The organism is Mangrovibacillus cuniculi, assembly GCF_015482585.1.
Taxonomy (GTDB): domain Bacteria; phylum Bacillota; class Bacilli; order Bacillales; family R1DC41; genus Mangrovibacillus; species Mangrovibacillus cuniculi.
Window position 1 is genome coordinate 2641233 of the sequence record NZ_CP049742.1, and the last position, 19087, is coordinate 2660319.

At 36.4% G+C, this 19087-nt stretch carries 24 protein-coding genes and 1 other annotated feature; of the genes, 8 read left to right on the forward strand and 16 right to left on the reverse strand.

What is annotated here, in order from left to right; all coding sequences use genetic code 11:
- Positions 1–22 precede the first annotated feature (22 nt).
- The 4 genes from tyrS to G8O30_RS13305 form a co-directional block, all read right to left on the reverse strand.
- Positions 23–1237: a tyrosine--tRNA ligase gene (gene tyrS, locus G8O30_RS13290; RefSeq protein ID WP_239672540.1), complete on the reverse strand. Its 1215-nt coding sequence runs from the start codon at positions 1235–1237 to the stop codon at positions 23–25.
- 176 nt (positions 1238–1413) lie between these two features.
- Positions 1414–1656 (reverse strand) — a binding site (T-box leader).
- Positions 1657–1803: 147 nt separating this feature from the next.
- Complete coding sequence (locus G8O30_RS13295) at positions 1804–2523, reverse strand: 3-ketoacyl-ACP reductase (RefSeq protein ID WP_239672541.1); 720 nt, start codon at positions 2521–2523, stop codon at positions 1804–1806.
- Between the two features lie 100 nt (positions 2524–2623).
- Positions 2624–3082 (reverse strand): GNAT family N-acetyltransferase, encoded by a 459-nt coding sequence (locus G8O30_RS13300; RefSeq protein WP_239672542.1) that lies wholly within the window; start codon positions 3080–3082, stop codon positions 2624–2626.
- A gap of 1 nt (position 3083) precedes the next feature.
- On the reverse strand, positions 3084–4082 hold the full coding sequence (locus tag G8O30_RS13305) for an NAD(P)/FAD-dependent oxidoreductase (RefSeq protein ID WP_239672543.1): 999 nt from the start codon (positions 4080–4082) through the stop codon (positions 3084–3086).
- A 103-nt stretch (positions 4083–4185) separates the two neighbouring features.
- On the opposite strand from G8O30_RS13305, the gene G8O30_RS13310 reads away from it, so the two are divergent.
- Together G8O30_RS13310 and G8O30_RS13315 are read left to right on the forward strand one after the other, a co-directional pair.
- Positions 4186–5679 (forward strand): FAD-binding domain-containing protein, encoded by a 1494-nt coding sequence (locus G8O30_RS13310; protein ID WP_239672544.1) that lies wholly within the window; start codon positions 4186–4188, stop codon positions 5677–5679.
- 11 nt (positions 5680–5690) lie between these two features.
- Positions 5691–6341 carry a DUF429 domain-containing protein gene (locus G8O30_RS13315; protein WP_239672545.1) on the forward strand — a complete coding sequence of 217 codons (651 nt, stop codon included), beginning with the start codon at positions 5691–5693 and terminating at the stop codon, positions 6339–6341.
- Between the two features lie 392 nt (positions 6342–6733).
- On the opposite strand, the gene G8O30_RS13320 is transcribed toward G8O30_RS13315, so the two are convergent.
- Positions 6734–7144: a VOC family protein gene (locus G8O30_RS13320; RefSeq protein WP_239672546.1), complete on the reverse strand. Its 411-nt coding sequence runs from the start codon at positions 7142–7144 to the stop codon at positions 6734–6736.
- 376 nt (positions 7145–7520) lie between these two features.
- On the opposite strand from G8O30_RS13320, the gene G8O30_RS13325 reads away from it, so the two are divergent.
- From G8O30_RS13325 to G8O30_RS13335, 3 genes are all read left to right on the forward strand, one after another.
- Complete coding sequence (locus G8O30_RS13325) at positions 7521–7874, forward strand: Na-translocating system protein MpsC family protein (protein ID WP_239672547.1); 354 nt, start codon at positions 7521–7523, stop codon at positions 7872–7874.
- 105 nt (positions 7875–7979) lie between these two features.
- Positions 7980–8969 (forward strand): sodium-dependent bicarbonate transport family permease, encoded by a 990-nt coding sequence (locus tag G8O30_RS13330; protein WP_239674564.1) that lies wholly within the window; start codon positions 7980–7982, stop codon positions 8967–8969.
- Between the two features lie 188 nt (positions 8970–9157).
- The gene (locus G8O30_RS13335; RefSeq protein WP_239672548.1) at positions 9158–9397 is read left to right on the forward strand and encodes a hypothetical protein; all 240 of its coding nucleotides are present in this window, start codon (positions 9158–9160) and stop codon (positions 9395–9397) included.
- A gap of 213 nt (positions 9398–9610) precedes the next feature.
- Here G8O30_RS13335 and G8O30_RS13340 read toward each other — a convergent pair whose 3' ends face one another.
- The 11 genes from G8O30_RS13340 to G8O30_RS13390 form a co-directional block, all read right to left on the reverse strand.
- Positions 9611–10630, reverse strand: a complete 1020-nt coding sequence (locus tag G8O30_RS13340; RefSeq protein WP_239672549.1) for a DUF4179 domain-containing protein — start codon at positions 10628–10630, stop codon at positions 9611–9613.
- Positions 10627–11145 (reverse strand): RNA polymerase sigma factor, encoded by a 519-nt coding sequence (locus G8O30_RS13345; RefSeq protein ID WP_239672550.1) that lies wholly within the window; start codon positions 11143–11145, stop codon positions 10627–10629. The genes G8O30_RS13340 and G8O30_RS13345 overlap by 4 nt, the downstream gene beginning before the upstream one ends.
- 531 nt (positions 11146–11676) lie before the next feature.
- Positions 11677–11865, reverse strand: coding sequence for a hypothetical protein (locus G8O30_RS13350; RefSeq protein WP_239672551.1), 189 nt, complete (start codon positions 11863–11865; stop codon positions 11677–11679).
- A gap of 196 nt (positions 11866–12061) precedes the next feature.
- Positions 12062–12928, reverse strand: coding sequence for an MBL fold metallo-hydrolase (locus G8O30_RS13355; RefSeq protein WP_239672552.1), 867 nt, complete (start codon positions 12926–12928; stop codon positions 12062–12064).
- 301 nt (positions 12929–13229) lie between these two features.
- Positions 13230–13745 (reverse strand): GrpB family protein, encoded by a 516-nt coding sequence (locus tag G8O30_RS13360; RefSeq protein ID WP_239672553.1) that lies wholly within the window; start codon positions 13743–13745, stop codon positions 13230–13232.
- 42 nt (positions 13746–13787) lie between these two features.
- Positions 13788–15026, reverse strand: a complete 1239-nt coding sequence (locus G8O30_RS13365; protein ID WP_239672554.1) for an FtsW/RodA/SpoVE family cell cycle protein — start codon at positions 15024–15026, stop codon at positions 13788–13790.
- A 4-nt stretch (positions 15027–15030) separates the two neighbouring features.
- Complete coding sequence (locus G8O30_RS13370) at positions 15031–15432, reverse strand: helix-turn-helix transcriptional regulator (RefSeq protein WP_239672555.1); 402 nt, start codon at positions 15430–15432, stop codon at positions 15031–15033.
- Positions 15433–15434: 2 nt separating this feature from the next.
- Positions 15435–15968, reverse strand: a complete 534-nt coding sequence (locus G8O30_RS13375; RefSeq protein WP_239672556.1) for a sigma-70 family RNA polymerase sigma factor — start codon at positions 15966–15968, stop codon at positions 15435–15437.
- A 438-nt stretch (positions 15969–16406) separates the two neighbouring features.
- Entirely contained in the window at positions 16407–16832 is a 426-nt protein-coding gene (gene hepT / locus G8O30_RS13380; protein ID WP_239672557.1) for a type VII toxin-antitoxin system HepT family RNase toxin, read from the reverse strand.
- On the reverse strand, positions 16822–17241 hold the full coding sequence (mntA, locus tag G8O30_RS13385; RefSeq protein ID WP_239672558.1) for a type VII toxin-antitoxin system MntA family adenylyltransferase antitoxin: 420 nt from the start codon (positions 17239–17241) through the stop codon (positions 16822–16824). Before mntA ends, hepT begins: the two co-directional genes overlap by 11 nt.
- Before the next feature lie 236 nt (positions 17242–17477).
- Positions 17478–17993, reverse strand: a complete 516-nt coding sequence (locus G8O30_RS13390; RefSeq protein ID WP_239672559.1) for a cupin domain-containing protein — start codon at positions 17991–17993, stop codon at positions 17478–17480.
- A 180-nt stretch (positions 17994–18173) separates the two neighbouring features.
- Between G8O30_RS13390 and G8O30_RS13395 the strand changes: the two genes are divergently transcribed.
- The 3 genes from G8O30_RS13395 to G8O30_RS13405 all read left to right on the forward strand — a co-directional run bounded on the left by G8O30_RS13395 (position 18174) and on the right by G8O30_RS13405 (position 19059).
- Entirely contained in the window at positions 18174–18407 is a 234-nt protein-coding gene (locus tag G8O30_RS13395; RefSeq protein WP_239672560.1) for a helix-turn-helix transcriptional regulator, read from the forward strand.
- On the forward strand, positions 18404–18694 hold the full coding sequence (locus tag G8O30_RS13400) for a hypothetical protein (RefSeq protein WP_239672561.1): 291 nt from the start codon (positions 18404–18406) through the stop codon (positions 18692–18694). Before G8O30_RS13395 ends, G8O30_RS13400 begins: the two co-directional genes overlap by 4 nt.
- 92 nt (positions 18695–18786) lie before the next feature.
- Positions 18787–19059, forward strand: coding sequence for a hypothetical protein (locus tag G8O30_RS13405; protein ID WP_239672562.1), 273 nt, complete (start codon positions 18787–18789; stop codon positions 19057–19059).
- The last annotated feature ends 28 nt before the right edge of the window (positions 19060–19087 follow it).

The window sequence follows — 19087 nt, forward strand, 5'->3', positions numbered from 1 at the left end:
AAATTCATGCCTTTTATAATTTCTATTTCACTATTTTAAAAAATCGCTTCTTCCCAATCTGCAGCACATCACCACAAATCATCACTCTCTGCATCTCATCTAGCTCAATTTTCTCTCCATTAATCGCGACACCGTTTTGTTTCACCAAGCGATGGAATTCACTTTTACTATGAATAACTCCTTCTTTCATTAATAACGGTAAAATATCCACTAACAAATCCTTCTCTACCTCAAGCACTAAATCGGGAATATTATCAGGTATTTTACGTTGTTGAAAAGCAATTTGAAAAAACTTCTCCGCTTCCAACATAGCTTCTTCCCCGTGGTATAACGTTGTAATAATCCTCGCTAACTCTAGCTTAATATCCCTTGGATTCTCTCCATTTTCTAATTTTCTTTGGATCTTCTCCACACGATTTGGATGTTCATCTGTCGCTAACTCAAAGTACTTCATCACTAACGAATCTGGCACCTCCATCACCTTCTTAAACATCACTTCCGGCGCTTCCATTATGCCGATATAGTTACCAAGACTCTTACTCATCTTCTCTTTACCATCTAGCCCTTCTAAAAGTGGCATAAAAATAGCAATCTGCTTTTCCTGGTCGAAGTGCTTTTGTAACGTACGCCCCATTAAAATATTAAAGGTTTGGTCCGTACCCCCAAGTTCAATATCCGCTTGTAATTCGACAGAATCGTATGCTTGCATCAATGGGTAGAAAAACTCGTGAATGCCGATTGGTACTTGTGTTTCATAGCGTTTTTTAAAATCTTCTCTTTCTAAAATTCTTGCAACAGAAGTAGTTGCGGCTAACCTAATGACTTCTTCAAACGTTAAAGCAGACAACCACTCACTGTTAAATCGTATCGTTGTCTTCTTAGGATCCAGCACGCGTTGGATTTGTTCAAAGTAAGTAGCAGCATTCGCTTTCACCACCTCATCACTCAACGCCACACGACCTTTCGCTTTCCCCGTTGGATCACCTATTCTTCCAGTAAAATCTCCAATAACGAAAATAGCTTCGTGCCCAAGGTCTTGCATTTGTTTTATTTTACGAAGAACGACTGCATGCCCTAAATGAATATCTGGTGCAGATGGATCTAATCCTAATTTAATTTTTAAAGGTCTTTGTTCTGCAAACGATTTTTCCAGTTTGTTGAGTAATTCCTGCTCCTCAATGATAGAGGATGACCCTTTTTTAATAATGGCTAACTGCTCTAATGGTTGAACTAACATAGGAATGCCCTCCTTTAAATTTGGAAATGAAAATTGAGTTGAATCTAGCTACATTAATTTGACTACTCTGAGTTGTCTTATGGAATATGGATACTCATCTAAGTTCAAGCCACATCACGTGGCTAACGATGAGTTGTTACTGGTCACGTAACAAAAAAACGCCCTTTAGGATATACCTAAAGGACGTTTTATGAACGTGTTACCACCTTTATTTGAGAACTACTCACGCAGCTCTCCTCCATAAGTACGGCCGAAGCGATACTTGTGCTTTGATGACGGACGCAACCCCGATGTAGCCTACTGTAAGTTCGGTACACAGCTCAGAGATGTATTCACGCTAACTCCACATGGGCCTCTCAGCAACCGGCACCTTTCTGTTTGCTTCTGTTATCGCTACTGGTTCTCTTCATCGCTTTTAACGTATGAGAATATTGTTTCTTATTATAAAGTGTTGGATGTAATTGTCAAGAAGATATTTTTACTTTATATAGTAATATGTACAACTAATAAATGTGCCATTCAAAATAAAAAGGCAATGTTCGCTTTATCAACATTGCCTTCTCCTATTATGATGGATTCGTCGTCCACATACCAGCCATTTTCACAAAAACGCGAGGATGTAACTTTAACTGAGCAACCATTAATTCTGCCAAGTCTTCCGGTTGCATCATATTTTCTCCATCACCACTGATTAAATTTGCTTCTACTGCTAAATCAGTCGCCACCGTACTTGGTGTTAATGCGCTCACACGGATATTATGCTTTCTTACTTCTAACATTAGAGATTCCGTTAGACCAAGTACTGCAAACTTGGATGCACTATACGCACTTGTTACTGGTGCTCCTTTTTGACCCGCAGAAGAAGATACGTTAATAATATCTCCCGTTTTACGTTCAATCATCTCAGGAAGTACTGCTCTAGTAACGTTATACACTCCCATCAAGTTCACATCAATGATCTTTTGCCACTCTTCTGGAGAAAGATCTAAGAATCCACCGAATTTGGCAATACCAGCGTTGTTGATAAGGATATCAATTGGCCCAAGCTCTTGTTTTACTTGCCCCACGGCTTCTTGGATAGCTTCTAAATTTGTCACGTCTGCAACAGTTACAGTTGCCTTACCACCTAACTTTTCTACTTCCGCTGCTACATTTTCTAGATTTTCACGAGTTGTACCAACTAGTCCTACATGAATACCTTCTTGCGCAAATGCTAGTGCTGTTGCACGTCCAATTCCACGTCCAGCTCCTGTAATCAGAGCTACCTTACCTTCTAACTTATTCATCGTATCACTCCTACACTTCTTGATTTTTGAAGTATAACAAAAAGTATAGTGAAAACCTAAAATACAGCTTATAAAATGTTCCACGTGTAACATTTTCCAACTAACATTTTAATCCTTGCGACAACCGAATCATATCTCGACATTGAATCCCATTCTCAAAAATCTCCTCGTCATAATTCCTAACAAAGAAATCTTGATCGACTCCTATAATTCGAAAGCCACATTTTTGATAGAGCGCTAATTGACCGATACTAGAATTCCCTGTACCAACTTCAATTGTTTTAAACCCTTTCATTCTCGCTCTCTCTACCGCATCTAACACTAACTGTTTTCCGATTCCCTTACCATGATATTTCTCTACTACTGCAACATTAATTAATTCTACGTTTTCGTTAGAGGTTGGTAAAAGTACATATACACCTATGATTTCGGCTCCATCTTCTGCAACATAGCACTGACCTTTTTGAAGATACTCCTTCACTAACTCTTCCGAAGGATCAGCGAGTAACAACAAGTCTAGCGGAGGTGCTTCCATTTCATCTAAACTTCTAATCTTCATCTTATTCTCCATTCAACTTCATTACCGACTCCATTCGCTCTCCTGCAGCAATGCCAGATAGCACAGCACTCTCTAATCTAGTACGTGTAGCTTGGTCGTCTGGTTTCAAAAATGCATCTCCAGCTAAAAGGATAGGGTTTTCTGAATTCGTCACTTCCACAAACGGTTCGCGTAAAAACTTTACCGCTTCTGCGTAACGCCATTTTTTCAGTTGAACAGACTCAAGATTTTCTAAATCTATTACATGTTGAACTGATTCCTTTATCTTTGCTAGACTGTGCTCATCCGACTCATCAAAATACTCTTTACTCCACTCATTCGTCATATACACACTAACCGTCACGGCTGCAGATACACCTTTCTTCTGGTGATCCACCACTCGTAACACTCCTTCAGGCAAGTCAGTATCTACGTGTCCTGATACAGGCAAATGCGAAGGAGACTTTACGTGAAATAACCCTACTAAGCATGGATAAAAGATAATATCTTCTAGCTTACGCATCGCATCTAAACGCAAAGATACGTTCCCGCTTGTTAGAATCTCTGTTGTTTGTGGAGCTGGAGAAGTAATAATAACCCCACTAGCAGCAATGACATCTCCATTACTCGTTATAAGCTCATACCCAGCATCTGACTCCACAATTTTCTCCACTCTCGTGTTCAATTGAACAGGTACATTCTTCGCTATCCTCTTCGCAAGCGCATTCATACCTTCTACACTTTTATAACGAGGATAATCCTCTCCAAACCAGTGCTCTACAACCCCTTCTTGCAACCATCCATCCACCAATCGCTGAAACTCCCCTGTTCTCACTGTGAAAAATTGTGCTCCATGATCTGCTTTCCCCTCTGCAATTCTACGCGTGGCCATTCTTCCTCCAACACTTCTTCCCTTATCCACTACCAAAACATGGTCGTGGCCTTTCTCCTGCAATGTTTTCGCTGCCATTAAACCAGACATTCCAGCCCCGACAATCACAATTGGCGCACACTTGCTCATACTCTCATCCCCTCTCTAAATTTACCAAACACCATAGTTATACATATCTTATACACCTATTGTACAATAGATAAAATTCATTTGATAATCTGGAGTGATTAACATGATCAATGTCGTATGGTTCAAACGAGACATTCGAATCACGGATCATCAGCCATTGGTAGAAGCTAGTAAACTAGGTCCTGTTTTACCTATCTATGTAGCAGAACCTTCTATCTGGAAAGAAGCAGACTTATCTTCGCGTCACTTTCAATTTGTCTGGGAAAGTTTACTAGACTTATCAGAAAACCTATCTAAAACAGGGAGCAAGCTGTTCGTTGCTATCGCAGAAGTAGAGGAAGTTTTAGCCGCTATTTATGAAAAGCATGGACCTTTTCGATTGTTTGCACATGAAGAAAACGGCACACCGATTACATTCGCTCGAGATTTACGAGTGCATGAGTGGATGAAAGAACGAAGTCTCCCCTTTACCGAATTTCAACACTTTGGTGTGGTCCGTAAACTTAAGTCTCGTAATACATTTCAAGAGAAATGGGAAGATTTTATGTCTAGAAACATTCTGCCTGCACCAAAGAAGTTAGAACTGGTGAGGGATGTTCCTTCTAACCTTTCGTCTGACCTGCATTTACTCCGTGATTTTGTTGTGAAAGGTAGGCCCATTTTACAAGGTCAACGTGGCGGTGAAAGTAATGCTATCCAAGTGTTAAATAGTTTTCTAGATTATCGGTTTCAATCGTATAATGTGCACATTTCGAAACCATACTCATCTGCTGAATCTTGCAGTCGCTTGTCTTCCTATTTAGCTTGGGGAAACATCTCGATGCGGACAGTCGTGCACCAAACTAGACAGGCTTTAGAACAAACTACTAATTCTTTTCACAAAAAACAGCTAACAGCATTTATATCTAGAATTCATTGGCACTGTCACTTTATCCAACGTCTCGAAAGTGATCCCGAAATTATGACAAAACCAATTAATGCTGCCTATGATACCATTCGGACAAAGTGGGATGAGGAAGCATGCCAACGTTGGTTTTATGGTAAAACTGGTATCCCGCTTGTAGATGCAGCGATGCGTTGTTTACATGAAACTGGGTGGGTTAACTTCCGGACAAGAGCCATGCTTGTTTCCTTTGTCTGCAATACGCTATTGTTAGATTGGAGACGACCTTCTATGGGCCTGGCTCAATTATTTTTAGATTACGAGCCAGGGATTCATTTTAGCCAAGTGCAGATGCAGGCTGGTACGACGGGTTTTAATACTATACGAGTTTATAATCCCATTAAGATGGGAAAAAATCATGATCCAAATGGTGCTTTTGTCCGTCGATTTGTGAAAGAGTTAGTAGATGTTCCCGATGAGTATATTCATGAACCATGGCTTTATGAAGAATTTGATACGCTAGGATATCCGGAGCCGATGGTCGATATTGTGGAGGCTAATCGAAGAGCACGTGACGTACTGTATCGTGTTAAACGTTCTGAGGAAGCTAGAGAAATATCAAAGGAACAGCTAGACAAGCACGGTAGTCGGATGAGGCGAGAGAGCAGAAAGAAAAAGACAGAGAAGCCGGAACAACTGTCATTTGACCTATAAGTGGGGTGTGCATGTTGAAGATTATTGGAATTGATTTGTCTGGACCGAGCAACTGGAAAGATACTGTGATGACTGTTTTTACCGCTAGTGATGAGATGTTACACCTCGATGAAATGATTGTAGGTGCATCTGACCAAATGGTGATGGATAAGTTGATGGATTTACGTCAGGAAGAACGGGTAACTATTGGAATTGATGCACCTCTTTCTTACCAGGATGGAGGCGGAGATCGCCCGCAAGATAAAGGTTTGCGGTGGTTCATGAAGGAGTATGGGTTAAACGGTAGTTCTGTGATGCCACCAACACTTACTCGTATGGCTTACTTGACGCTTCGAGGTATAGCGTTGACGCGACGAATTCAGATGGAAGAAGAATTAGAGCACTTCACCATATTAGAGGTGCACCCCGGCGCAGCGATTGGTAGTCGAATACCAGATGTTTTGCATGCGTTGATGTATAAGAAAGACGAAGAATCACGTGTTGTGGTGGTGAAATGGATGCAGGCTCTTGGTCTAAATGGATTGCCCGAGAATTTGCATGCTGAAACACATACAGTGGATGCGTGTGCGGCGGCACTGGCTGCATGGTGTTATGAGGAGAGAACGTCGACGTGGATTTGGAATGATGTTAGTGAGGCTCATCCGTTTGTTTTGTGTTGTTGATTTTAACGTGTGCTCTGGAGGTATCTCTCTCCTTCTTGAACGCACGTTATCCATTTAACGTGTGCTCTAGAGGCATCTCTCTCCTTCTTGAACGCACGTTATCCATTTATCGTGTGCTCTAGAGGCATCTCTCTCCTTTTTGAGCGCACGTTATCCATTTATCGTGTGCTCTAGAGGCATCTCTCTCCTTCTTGAGCGCACGTTATCCATTTATCGTGTGCTCTGGAGGTATCTCTCTCCTTCTTGAGCACACGTTATCCATTTATCGTGTGCTCTGGAGGTATCTCTCTCCTTCTTGAGCACACGTTATTCTTTTTTGTGTCCTCCACCACTCTTTCTATCAAGGTGAAACGATAAAAATACCTAGCGAACCACGCTAGGCATTATCACTCTTATGCATCTGTCACATTTACCATCCAATGAATACCAAATTTGTCCGTTAATGAACCAAAAGTGTCTCCCCAGAACTGTTTCTCTAAAGGCATTGTCACCTCTCCGCCTTCTGCTAACTTCTGAAAGTACTCTGTTAACAACTCTAAATCAGATCCGTTAATAGATAAGGAAACATTGTTCCCGACTTTATGAGGAGGACTAAATTCCGGATGCGTATCACTAGCCATAAACGTCAACGTATCATTCTTTAAATTAGCATGAATAATCCTATTTTTTACACTCTCTGATGTATTTTCATACGCTTCTCCAAACGTCTGTAAAGATAGTTCACCACCAAAAATTCCATGATAAAATTCCATGGCCTCTTTTGTTTGTCCATCAAAGTTTAAATACACGTTGATTATTGTCATAGTATTCCCTCCTAAAGATCATCTTTATTTACTTTCGACGGTACCATAAGATTTCCCTCTGTTCATTAGGAACTTCTTCGCGAAGAAATATAATAATTTACTTAAGATAATAGTCCAATCTCTATATTACCGTTGACAACTTCCTGGGATCACACATATAATGATTTCAACGTTAAAAGTCCGAAAGATCTATGGAAACAATTCGTTTTAAAACAACTTTAGCATTATATTCTGGTATCAGGGTACAATGAAAAAGTTTATCAAACAGGATTGAGGCCAATGTAAATCGGTATATTCTTTGTTTGGTTCCACTACCAATAGGAATATACCGTTTTTTTATACTTAATAGATCTACTAAGAACTAAGAGGTGAACGTATGTCTAAAGGTGAACTAGAAAATACACTGAGTAAAGCGTTAACTCAGTGGGAAAAAGAGTATTTAGGCAGAGGTTCTGTCTTAGTAAAAACAGATATTATCCGCAATATGATAGTTGTTTTGTTGAAAGGTATATTAACACCTGCCGAAAAAGAACTGACAGAAACAAAAGAAGGCATTTTATCCGTTAAGAAAATACGCGCAGATTTAGTAGAGACTGGATCTGAACACTTAAAAAACATAGTGTCAGAAATAACAGGTATTCAAGTGACAAGTTTTTTCACAGATATCAGCACTGTAACCGGCGAACGAATTATGGTGTTTATGTTGGAAAAACCGTTAGAAACAAAATAATCTGGTAGATACTCAAAATGCTAAAATAGCAAGTTGAAGATAAACCGGAAATGAGCAAGCATTAGCTTGTTTATTTCCGGTTTTTCTGCTTTTAAAGGAGGAAAAATAATGGATTTAGTTATTCAAAACTTACTATCACCCGCCGTACTATTTTTCGTACTTGGAATTATTGCCGCAATGGTGAAATCGGATTTACAATTCCCTAAAGGACTAAGTGAATTTTTAAGTATATATTTATTAATTGCTATTGGTTTAAAAGGAGGTATCGAACTTTCCACGCATAGTTTGGCAGATGTCACGCAGCCAGTGCTCGGCGTGTTGTTTTTAGGGTTCCTGGTACCTATTATCGTACTCATTATTTGCGAGAAGCTTGGTATCGATCTAAAGAACTCCGCAGCTATAGCTGCCAGTTATGGTTCTGTCAGTATTGTGACGTTCGGTGCTGGAATTACATTTTTAGAATCTAATAATATTTCATATGAAAGTTTTATGAATACGCTAGTAGTTTTGATGGAGAGTCCAGCAATATTTATGGCCCTATTCTTACTAAAACGCCGCGAATTATCTAGCTCTTCTACTGCTCCACAATTAGGAATAATTTCGAAGAATGGAGATTCATCGCTTATTCGAGAGAGCTTATTTGGAAAAAGTGTATTTTTATTAGTAGGAAGTTTACTAATTGGATGGGCGTTAGGAGAGAGTGCACTACCAACTGTGAAGCCCCTATTTATCGACCTCTATGGTAGCATCCTTGTTCTATTCTTACTAGGAATGGGAATAGTAACTGGTCAACGATTACCAGACATTTTTGCTCATGGGGTAAAATTGATTGCTCTTGGTTTAGCTTTTCCAGTCGTGTTTGGATCACTCGGTGTAATAGTCGGCTCTGTTACCGGATTATCCGTTGGAGGTATGATGTTAATGGGAGTTTTAGCAGGTAGTGCATCTTATATTGCAGCACCAGCTGCTATCCGTTCTTCTGTTCCTGAAGCTAATCCATCCATCTATCTAGGCCTAGCACTAGGTATTACTTTCCCGTTCAACTTGATTGTGGGAATCCCTTTGTATTATCAACTTTCCTTGTTACTGGGTTAGAGAGAGGAATATAACATACAGAGATACTTTCAGACTTGCAATTGTTCTAGCGGAAGGCTCAGCAAGATGGTTCAAACCCAACAATTGGCGAAAAATCGCATATTTTAAGATTCCTCCTCATAAGCATTTGTTGAATACTTAAAAAGGAGGAGATTCTTATCTCACAAGAACGAAAAAACGAAAACATTGTGAAGAATACCGCCAATCAAGCGAACGAATTTGTCCACCATACGGTAGATAGTGCTAACAAAGTTGTGAAAACAATTTCTGGAGAAGGCGGATTAATTGGGAAAGCGGCAGATGTATCATCTAACGTATTAAAAAATACATCTAGTTTCGGAAACAATGTTATCGGAAAGACAGTAGACACTTCTTCTAAGATGGTAAAAGGTGCGACAAATAAAGTATTTGGCGATAAGAAGAAATAAGAAAAACCCTTGAATGAAATAGTGCACTAAAACATCTACCTTTTAGTGTGCTTTCTATTCAAGGGTTTCTTATTTTGTAGAAATTAATTATCTCTTCTCAACCAAAATGAGTAATTGCTAGGTATGAAACCAAACAGTTCCATTCGAAAACCATCCTTCACCTATACCGCCCCAATAGATCACTGACATTTCTCCTAAAAGTGTTACATACTATCATTTTTGAAGAACCAGTTGAATTTTCTCATAACCTTTCACCTTAAGCGATATCAATTCCTCTTTACTCCACATACTTATTGGAAAAACTAAACTTATTTCTGTTTCGTTAGTTTTCTTTAACTGTTTTACCTGTGCTGAATCGGAAAGATATTTTTCTCCCATACCATCTATAATAGTAGTACTTAATATATCATTTTCGTCGTAGTTTGTTCCCTCTACCCGGTACGTCACAAGCATGGAACCGTTTGAGATAACGGCGTTTACTACATCTACACCATCCACCGAATTCTTTGCAATGAAAGCTTGTTTTTCAGCTTTTGTTGCCGTTAAATCAAAAGACCAACTTCCATTAATAGAGACATAATCATTTTTTGTACTAAGGAAATGAATAGATTCAATCACTAACTTTCCACCATTTAAATTTGGAACTTCCTTACTAGTAGAATTCGCTAACATAAGTAAGGAAGCACGATTATTCTTACTTTCTTGAAGCTGATACTCCACTCCAGAGGTAAATCCTGTCCCCACTTTAGGTTTTGTATCCGATACCAACGCGTCTATTTCTTCCCCTTTTTCGTTATATAAGCGAAACTCTAGAGACATATCGGTTACATTATTATCCTGCATATGATTAGAATCAATTGTAAAATCAAAACCATAACGATAAGCGTCTATAAATAAATTTTCTAATGTAATAGTTGTGTTCTCTGACGTTTGAGTGTGCCCTACAAATAATATATCTCCATTCTTTTCGGCTAACTCAACCCCTTTATCACCTAATCCTATAAAAGCTTGGACCTTTGCCAACACTGTATCATTTGTCAGTATCAATCCAGAAACTAATGAAAAGGTTACTACCGCTGCTGATAACGATTTGACCCATGGTGATTTTCTTCTTTTAATAGATTTCTTACGAATTTGCGTATACGTAGTGTCTAGAGCGTTTCTAATAGAGCTCGGTAACTCTGTTTCTTTATTCATGTCGACCTGCAACTTAGCATCTACATGGTCCCTCATAGTAATGTAACCCCCTCGGCATAATAGTTATTTTTCAATTTTTTCTTTGCCCTTGAAATCCGAGATTTAATTGTCCCTTCCGACTCTTGAAGAAGTTCACTGATTTCTTTTGTCGTTAATTCGTTGACATAATAAAGTGTTAAAACAATTCTATACATACTATCTAGACTACTAAGTGCATCATCTAATTCCATCGATAACGTATCTTGATAACCCAAACTGTTTAAAGTCTCTACATCCAACGCCACAACTTGTTTATTCTTTTTCATGAAACGATAACAATTATTTAATAAAATTCTACAAATCCATGTATTAAAAAACTGCGGTTCTTTTAACGAACTAATTTTTTCAAAAGCAGTTACTATGGTTTCCTGTAATAAGTCTGCTATATCATCATCCGAAATGTTTAACCTTTTTGCTGTTCGATACAACGTCAATTCGTACTGACGAATTAGATCAATAAAGGCTTCCCCATCTCCACTTTGTGCTCTTCTCACTAAATGATTGTTGCTCAATTTTCTCCCTCCTTTGCTTTACATAATGTTAGAGGTTCCAACGATAAAAATAGTTGCATTCAAATATAAAAAAAACTGTAGTAAGTAAATACACTTCGTCAATTAGATAAAGTGTACACCTTATTACAATTAATAGTCTTTAACTTTAAACTATTTATCTTTTCTCCATTGTTCAAAGAAAGCTGCTGCAAGAAAACCAAAAGCCCCCATAATATCCATACTGCACCTAAGGCAATTTCTTCATAAGAATTTCCTAGATGGTAAGGAAGAAAGAGAAAGAGTTTCTGCTCTCGCTTTAGTGTTGGTAGAAGGGATAGTTTTTCTTGATGCGCTTGATTTCCATGAGCAGATTGATAATGCATTGGTTGGACTAAAAAGTCTACGTGTATAATTAATGAGACTCATTTAAAAGCAGGTTACATCACGTATTCAGCAATAAGTTTTACTGGTCACGTACCAAAAAAGGCTAAAAAGGGAATTCCTTTTTAGCCACGTTACATTAACTATTTCATTTTTTTATATAATTTAGTATCAGCTATCCATATATTCTTTTTTATAAGATTTTATTACTAAATAATATGCGAATAGAATAAAAGGACTGCCAAGTAGACCAATCATGCCGGTTAACATAATAGAAGCTGTTGCGATATCCGTAAAAGAAGAGAGTCCTGTATCAGCCTCTGACCCAAGTAGCCAATATAAAATTAACGCTGAAATCATCGTTCCTGAAACTATATAAATCCCATAGTGGAAAGATATTAGTTTTAAGAATGGGTATTTAGGTAGGTTAGTGGTTTTTCGAATGCTACTCTTAAATCTCCAACTGATAAGAACAAATGCTAAGAGTGAGTATATGACGAAAAAGCTCCAATAAATAAGAAGAGAACTATTACCAAATGTAGCCCTCCTTTCTATTTTAATAGTCTAATGCATCTTCATATCCATTCACAAAATAAGTGACATTATCTAGCTCTTCATTTGTTAATTCTCTCTCATATTTATTCTCTAATGCTTTTGTTATCATATCTTTTTTACCTTGATATTTTTCAACCAAATCACATAATGTTCTCAACAACGTTATTTCAGTTTTTATCACTTCTTTAGCTACTGGTTGCCAATGAGATATAACATATGTCTCCGCATCAAACTCATCTAAATTGTTTAGTAATATTCTAGTTTTCTCTGAAGTGTATCTCCAATTAGGAGCATATAAGTTTGGAGCAATAGAATCTGCTAAGAATACTAATTTATCTTCTTTAACATATACAACTAATCCATCAGGTGAATGGTCCCCACCTACTTGTTTTAACACGCATGTCACGCCACCTAAATCTAGAGTTAACTCGTTCTCAAACGTAATAGTCGGAAGAGATACATGTATGTTTCTATTACCTTTAAACTCTTCTTTAATTGCCTTCGCACAAAACTCTATCTCTTCTCCTGTTTTTACTCGCTCATCTAAAGAAGTATCATCCCATTTATAATGCACCATTTTTTCCATCTCGTTTTTCGTATCTTCAGTTGAGATAGACGGAATTTGGAATGCTGGGAGTCCCAATATATGATCCCAGTGCCAATGTGTCAGAACCAACATATCTGGTAGAGATTTACCCGCTTCCTTTAACTTCTTCATAAATAACTCTGCATGTGCAACGGAATTGCCTGCATCAATTAGTAACGTATGCTTCTCTCCAGTAATCGTCATAAGGATGGGACGATCCGTTCGGGCAACAGGTGTTAAATAAGTAATACGATCTGATAGAGTAACTAATTTTTGTTCCATGATTTCACTCCTGTTTTCTTAAATTGCTTATTTTAAGAAGTTAAAGGTACTCTTATTCTCTTCTAGATCCTAATTTCTTTGTGCTTCGTGAGTTTAAGACCCTCTTATTCTCTCCTAGACTCTAAATTCTTTACGCTTCGTGAGTTTAAGACCCTCTTATTCTCTCCTAGACTCTAAATTCTTCACGCTTCGTGAGTTTAAGACCCTCTTATTCTCTCCTAGACTCTAAATTCTTCACGCTTCGTGAGTTTAAGACCCTCTTATTCTCTCCTAGACTCTAAATTCTTTAACCTTCGTGAGTTTAAACCATTCTATACCACTCTAATGCCTTTTTCTCTATCTCTAAAACCAGATCATTCTTCCCATCTATGTAAGCAGCCATATCATAAGGAAAACGACTAGCTAATGTTTCTTTCAACTGTCCGTACCTTGCCGCCTCATCTGGATGAACACGAAGAAAATCTCTGAAAGCTACATGTCGTTCAACGTCTGGACTTCCGTGCTGAAAAACGTGCACATGATGCGTTCGGTTACTCCCGCCTTTTTGAAAATAACGTCTTCCTTCTATTCCATTTTCTCCTTTTACTTCATACCCTAGCTCCTCCATATCCTTATTAAAAGAGTCGGCAATAGTTATGTTTTTCACTTCTATTAAAATATCAATTACAGGTTTAGCACTTAGCCCTAGGACTGCAGTGCTGCCGATATGATGTATGTTCAAAGCAACTGATCCAAAGATTTGCTGAAGACGTTCCCATTCTACTTTAAACATAGATGCCCACTTATCATTATATGGAGTAACCTCTACTTTTCTCACTATTATCTTTGTTCCTTTCTCGCTAAATATTTAACTAATCCATTACTTACCTTTAATAAGATTTTTTCTTCTATAAATACTTAAAACTAGGCCTATGAGAATCGAATTAATAACGGTTGGCCCAAACCCATAACTTATAAAAGGTAAGGACATAGAGATGTATGGAACTAATCCTAGCATCATAAGAATATTATAAACAAATTGACTAATTAAAATTGTTACTATACCTGCCACTAGTAACTTACCAAATTCATCTTTGATATTTAGAGTTATGAAAGAAAGTCTAACTAGCAGTACGATAATACACAAAAGCAAGAACACCGAAACTACCCATCCAAAAAAATAAGTAATATTCACAAAAGCCATATCTGTATGCAGTTCCATAAAGTTCTCAGGCATTCTACTATTTCCAAACCATCCTGCATTAGCCAGTAAATCCCTCAGATAAGTAGTTATATAGGTATCTCCATTTCTTTGAAAATCTAAAATTGTCTTAAATCTCTCTAGCTCGTAAGTATTAAACGACATAGTAAAATATAGAAACATAGATAGTAAGAAAGTTAACATTAGGAATATTTTACTTTTCGTCTTAGTATTACTAATAATTAATAATACTGACCACACGATACAAAATAGTACTAAAGGAACAAAATCCATATTTAGTATAAATAAAGAAATAGTGAGCAGGAAAAGCAGGAAAGTATATATATTATTTATTGTTTTCTTTACAAAATAACTAGCCCAAAATAATATAAATAATGGCATAACTGTTAGAGCATTAATTAAAACTCCGCCTATAAGTAGATAGCCTCTACCGTTTATTGTTACGTTCGGTAAAAATATTACCCATAGCATAAGAATACAAGCTACTAAAAAAACTAACCATTTCCATTTATATAAAATCCGATAATCGAAAAGTGTTATACCTATAACAGTAGCAATCCCGAGAACAGTAATAATAATTCTTTTCGTTAAGAAATCACCAGGTGCATGAATAACAGGAAGTATACCCATTACGATAATAACGAAAAAGACTCCAAACAATTTCCAATCAAACAAAGGCCGATAAAGATTTTTGAACTTAATCCCTAGTTCTGAAGCATCCCCCATCTGCTTAATGGCTAATTTCTCTGCTTCTATTTCCTTTAGACCTTTTTCCGTAAGAGACTGTTTAGTTGAGTTAATATGTTGATCTAACTCTTTACAAACAGCTTCTCTCACTTCTTTTGACATAATATTTTGTAGCACTTCAGAAAAGAAGTGTTCCTTAAGGTAGCTCATCTCTTCATCTCTCCCAAATTTCATGAAGTTTGGTTGCTTCTTTTACTTGTTTACTTTCCAATGCATGTAATTGTTTTCTGCCATTCTTAGTTATTTGATACTCTTTAACATCATCTATCCAACCCGATTGTAAATAACCTTCTTGCTCTAACTCATGAAGCTTAATAAATAAGGTACCTTCATTATATTCATAATTTTTAATACCTCTGGCACGTAACAATGTTAGTACTTCTGTTCCGCTTCTAGGTCTCTCTAATAATTGAAATAAAGACAATAGTAGATTTCTTTTAGATGTTACAGCTTTCTTCTCTAAGCGTTGTTTTATTATTTGTTTATCATCATTCGAAAAAGTAAGATCTGGCACGTTATGTAAAGAGTTTTTTAGTTTCTTTAATTGTTCTTCCATATCTAATCCTCCAGTCGTTGCCGTAAAAGCTCCTTGGCTCTTCTTAATCTAGTTTTCACAGTATTAGTGTTGATGTTAAGTAAGGCTGCTATCTCTTTAAGTGTACTTTCTTCAAAGTAAAATAAATATATTACCTCTCTGTACAACTCTGGTAAATGTAAAACTTCTTTTAGTAACTGTGACTCTTCTTCTAATTTTATTACCTGCTGTTCTGTATTCTCACCCAGTGACAAAGACTCTTCTAGATTGTCTTCTGTTGTAATGACATTGCGATAATTCCAGCTCCGCACATAATCTTTGCAATGATTAATGGCTATTCTCCAAAGCCAGGTTTTTAAAGAAGATTTTTGTTGAAATTGATCTATGCGTTGATATGTCTTGATAAATATTTCTTGCGTTAGATCTTTAGCTATTTCTACATCTTTTACGTACGAGTAGGCAAGATTTAAAATAGCTTGTCCGTGTTCGTCCATTAAATGATCCAACAAAGCGTCTGGATCATGTTCTATTAAATTAACCAATACTATTTCCTCCATAGCTATCTGCTCCTCTCTAGTTACTTTGACGATGCTAGATAGAAAAGGTTTGGATTTTTATACTAATAATTTTGCAACTAACTTTAACATAGATATTTGGCAGATTCTCAAAGCATGGTGTAGACCTTTTCTTAGTAAGTGTACAGAAGAAAATTAACATTAATTAGATTCACTTCTTGGAGTTCATTGTTAATAGAAAAAATTAAGTCGTACTTAATAAACTTCACCAATTTAAAAAGTTAACTGTAGGTCATGAAACAGATGATAAATTTAGTGGACAGCCTTTTGACAGCGGGAAGTTGATCTATGTGATGTGTTTTTAGAACAAACTTGGGGGACTCGTGAAATTTGGAAGATGACTAACGTGTAGAAATAGGAAGATTTAGTTACAGGGATTTAGCCAATAAGAGGACGTTTCTGCAACAGTGCATCGTCCTCTTATTTTTGATTAATATCTGAATTTACCTGCAGTGCTTGTTTTACATATAACTTGAAATCTGATAAATGTTTTTCTATGATTGCTTGAACAATTTCTAAATTTATATCTTGATAATCATGAACAGCAATATTTCTGAACCCAACCATAGATTTCATCATAAATGAAACTTCTTCTGTGATATAATTATTTTTCGCTAAAAACTCAAAAGCGTCACGACTATTTTGGGGGATTCCTAATTTATTCTGCGCAACCATGTGCATAGCAATATCGATACTTGCTTCACAGGCTCTTTGAATATTTAAAAGAATAGCATCCTGTTTTGTAAAGTTCTCTAAATTCTTAGGGTTATGTTCATATTCTTCGTTTATTCTTCTTAAACATCGTTCTATTGTACTCGCTTTATTTAAAATCACATCACTCTTCATAGATATATCCTCTCTCTAAAGATTCTTTAATAATAATATTTCTTTCCTCATTTAACCGAGCATATTTTTTTAGTGCTAACATCTCAAATAACTCTTTTTTATTTTCATCTCCACAATACAGTAACTTTCCTTTCATTATGATCTGTACCTGAAATACAGTAGACGCCTGATGTAAATCTACTAAATCAACATCTTTATTCAGCAATGACGCTATCTCTTGTGAAAGGATAAAACGGTCATAGTTATGTAGCTTTTTTTCACTTAAAAAAGCTACATCGTAGTCACTTTCTTCATGAGTGTATCCGGAGACTTGAGAACCAAAAATATAGATAAGTGAAGGTGACAACTTCTTCAACAAGGTATCCCTTATGACTTGAAATGCTGCATCTTTCTCCACTTTCATCTTCATCCTTTCACAACATATAATTTCAATTAAATCTTATGTGACTATTATACGTTATTAAGACTATATATATAAGTTTGATTACTCTTTATACCTTAAAGCCCCATGTGGCAATTAATTTAACAAAGAAACAGATAACAACCTAAAAAGTAATAGTTTAGGTGTTATCTATTTTTTCTGTATACATTTAATTATTAGTACTCTATTGTTAAATCCCTAACTGCTCAAACTTGTTATTACCATTATTCTTCAGCAGCCATGGCATCAGCTTTGGTTACATGTACGGTTCCTGGTGGATGATTAGGTGGAGCGTAGATAGAATATAGTTTAAGGGGGACATTCCCGACATTCGTCAGGTTATGCCAATATCCAGCTGGAATATAGATAGCATAATCATCCGCCACTGGTTGTTGAAAGGTAAGATTATTCTTATCTTTCCCCATTTGAACAATCCCTTGCCCTTGTTCTATTCGAAGAAATTGATCTAAATCTGGATGTCTTTCTAGTCCTATGTCACCGTAAACCGGGATGCTCATCAGTGTTGTTTGAAGGTATTGACCAGTCCAGATAGCTGTACGGTACGTGTTGTTTTGCAAGGTTGCTTGGTTGATGTCTAATACAAAAGGCTGTTTTCCATAATCTTGTGCTCTTGCATATTGGTAATTTTGTGGAATTGTATTGAAATGACTGTAGTTTCTATAGTTCTGGTCCGTGTAATAATGTGGATGGACTTGATATGGATATTGATTTCGATACATATTCTCAATCCTTTCCTTGTCGATATATGTATCGTATGTTGGAGCCTAGGAATGTGGGAATGAAATTCAAAGATAATCAGTTGAAGTAACTTATTTACGACTAAAAGTAAAAATACTTTACACATAGTAAAAAATACTTTACATTAAAGGGGTAATAACCAGTAATTGGAGGTTTTTCTTTTGGCCCTAATAGAACAAGGAAATCTACAGAATAAGCTAACTGTTTTACGTGCTGAAAAGAAATGGTCACAGAAACATGTAGCAAAATTGCTTGGAGTTAGTAGACAAACAATCGTTTCTCTAGAAAACAATCGTTATAGTCCATCATTAAAACTTGCTTTTGAAATTGCGCTCTTATTTGAAGTTGATATTAATGAGGTTTTTCACTATGAGAAAAAGGAGAATACAAAATGATTTTATTATTTATAATTCTTGTTCCTCTATTTCTTTATTATTTCTTTAAAACACTGAAATTTACTTATAGCTTGGAAGGAAAGGATGAACGAGGTCAGCAAATCCAGAATATCTCCTTTAAATACTCCATCCCTATTCTTCCTATTGGATGGTTATTATTAGACTCTTATCATAAATATATTTCAGATCTATCGTTAGAATTTTTCCGCGATACTGTTTGGATATTAATTATTTTAATGTTTATTATACAAGGAGCAATAATTACAAACTTACGAAAAAAACTATAATTCCAGAGGCTCAAAGTGAAAAACTGTACTATTGGAATAGGCATATTAATGTGCCTTATAGGAACTTTTTATTACTAAATGATAATCTTATAGTGCCAAGTGTAATAATGATTGTAGCTGGTATCTCATCCATCGTTTCAGATTTTGTTTTCCCTCCCAATGAACCTGCTGATGAAAGAAGCTTTCAGATTAACAGCAGAAGTGGACATACTGCATATTTATGTAGTCTAGTTTCTATCATTTTCACCATTTTGCTTTATCAGTATAATGTTATCATTGAACTACTCTATGTTCTTCTTTTTATTTTAGTAATACATATACTTTCTTTCCCAATTGCATTAAGAGTTCATAATAATATTAATTAATATTAATAAAAAAAGGTATAAGATTATG

Coding starts and splice junctions, on each gene's coding strand:
- tyrS (WP_239672540.1), bottom strand. CDS start 1,237: ATGTTAGTTCAACCATTAGAGCAGTTAGCCATTATTAAAAAAGGGTCA.
- mntA (WP_239672558.1), bottom strand. CDS start 17,241: ATGAAGATGAAAGTGGAGAAAGATGCAGCATTTCAAGTCATAAGGGAT.
- G8O30_RS13355 (WP_239672552.1), bottom strand. CDS start 12,928: ATGGAACAAAAATTAGTTACTCTATCAGATCGTATTACTTATTTAACA.
- G8O30_RS13350 (WP_239672551.1), bottom strand. CDS start 11,865: ATGATTTCAGCGTTAATTTTATATTGGCTACTTGGGTCAGAGGCTGAT.
- G8O30_RS13365 (WP_239672554.1), bottom strand. CDS start 15,026: ATGAGCTACCTTAAGGAACACTTCTTTTCTGAAGTGCTACAAAATATT.
- G8O30_RS13390 (WP_239672559.1), bottom strand. CDS start 17,993: ATGTATCGAAATCAATATCCATATCAAGTCCATCCACATTATTACACG.
- G8O30_RS13315 (WP_239672545.1), top strand. CDS start 5,691: ATGTTGAAGATTATTGGAATTGATTTGTCTGGACCGAGCAACTGGAAA.
- G8O30_RS13375 (WP_239672556.1), bottom strand. CDS start 15,968: ATGGAGGAAATAGTATTGGTTAATTTAATAGAACATGATCCAGACGCT.
- G8O30_RS13340 (WP_239672549.1), bottom strand. CDS start 10,630: ATGAGGGACCATGTAGATGCTAAGTTGCAGGTCGACATGAATAAAGAA.
- hepT (WP_239672557.1), bottom strand. CDS start 16,832: ATGAAGAGTGATGTGATTTTAAATAAAGCGAGTACAATAGAACGATGT.
- G8O30_RS13370 (WP_239672555.1), bottom strand. CDS start 15,432: ATGGAAGAACAATTAAAGAAACTAAAAAACTCTTTACATAACGTGCCA.
- G8O30_RS13300 (WP_239672542.1), bottom strand. CDS start 3,082: ATGAAGATTAGAAGTTTAGATGAAATGGAAGCACCTCCGCTAGACTTG.
- G8O30_RS13305 (WP_239672543.1), bottom strand. CDS start 4,082: ATGAGCAAGTGTGCGCCAATTGTGATTGTCGGGGCTGGAATGTCTGGT.
- G8O30_RS13295 (WP_239672541.1), bottom strand. CDS start 2,523: ATGAATAAGTTAGAAGGTAAGGTAGCTCTGATTACAGGAGCTGGACGT.
- G8O30_RS13400 (WP_239672561.1), top strand. CDS start 18,404: ATGATTTTATTATTTATAATTCTTGTTCCTCTATTTCTTTATTATTTC.
- G8O30_RS13320 (WP_239672546.1), bottom strand. CDS start 7,144: ATGACAATAATCAACGTGTATTTAAACTTTGATGGACAAACAAAAGAG.
- G8O30_RS13325 (WP_239672547.1), top strand. CDS start 7,521: ATGTCTAAAGGTGAACTAGAAAATACACTGAGTAAAGCGTTAACTCAG.
- G8O30_RS13310 (WP_239672544.1), top strand. CDS start 4,186: ATGATCAATGTCGTATGGTTCAAACGAGACATTCGAATCACGGATCAT.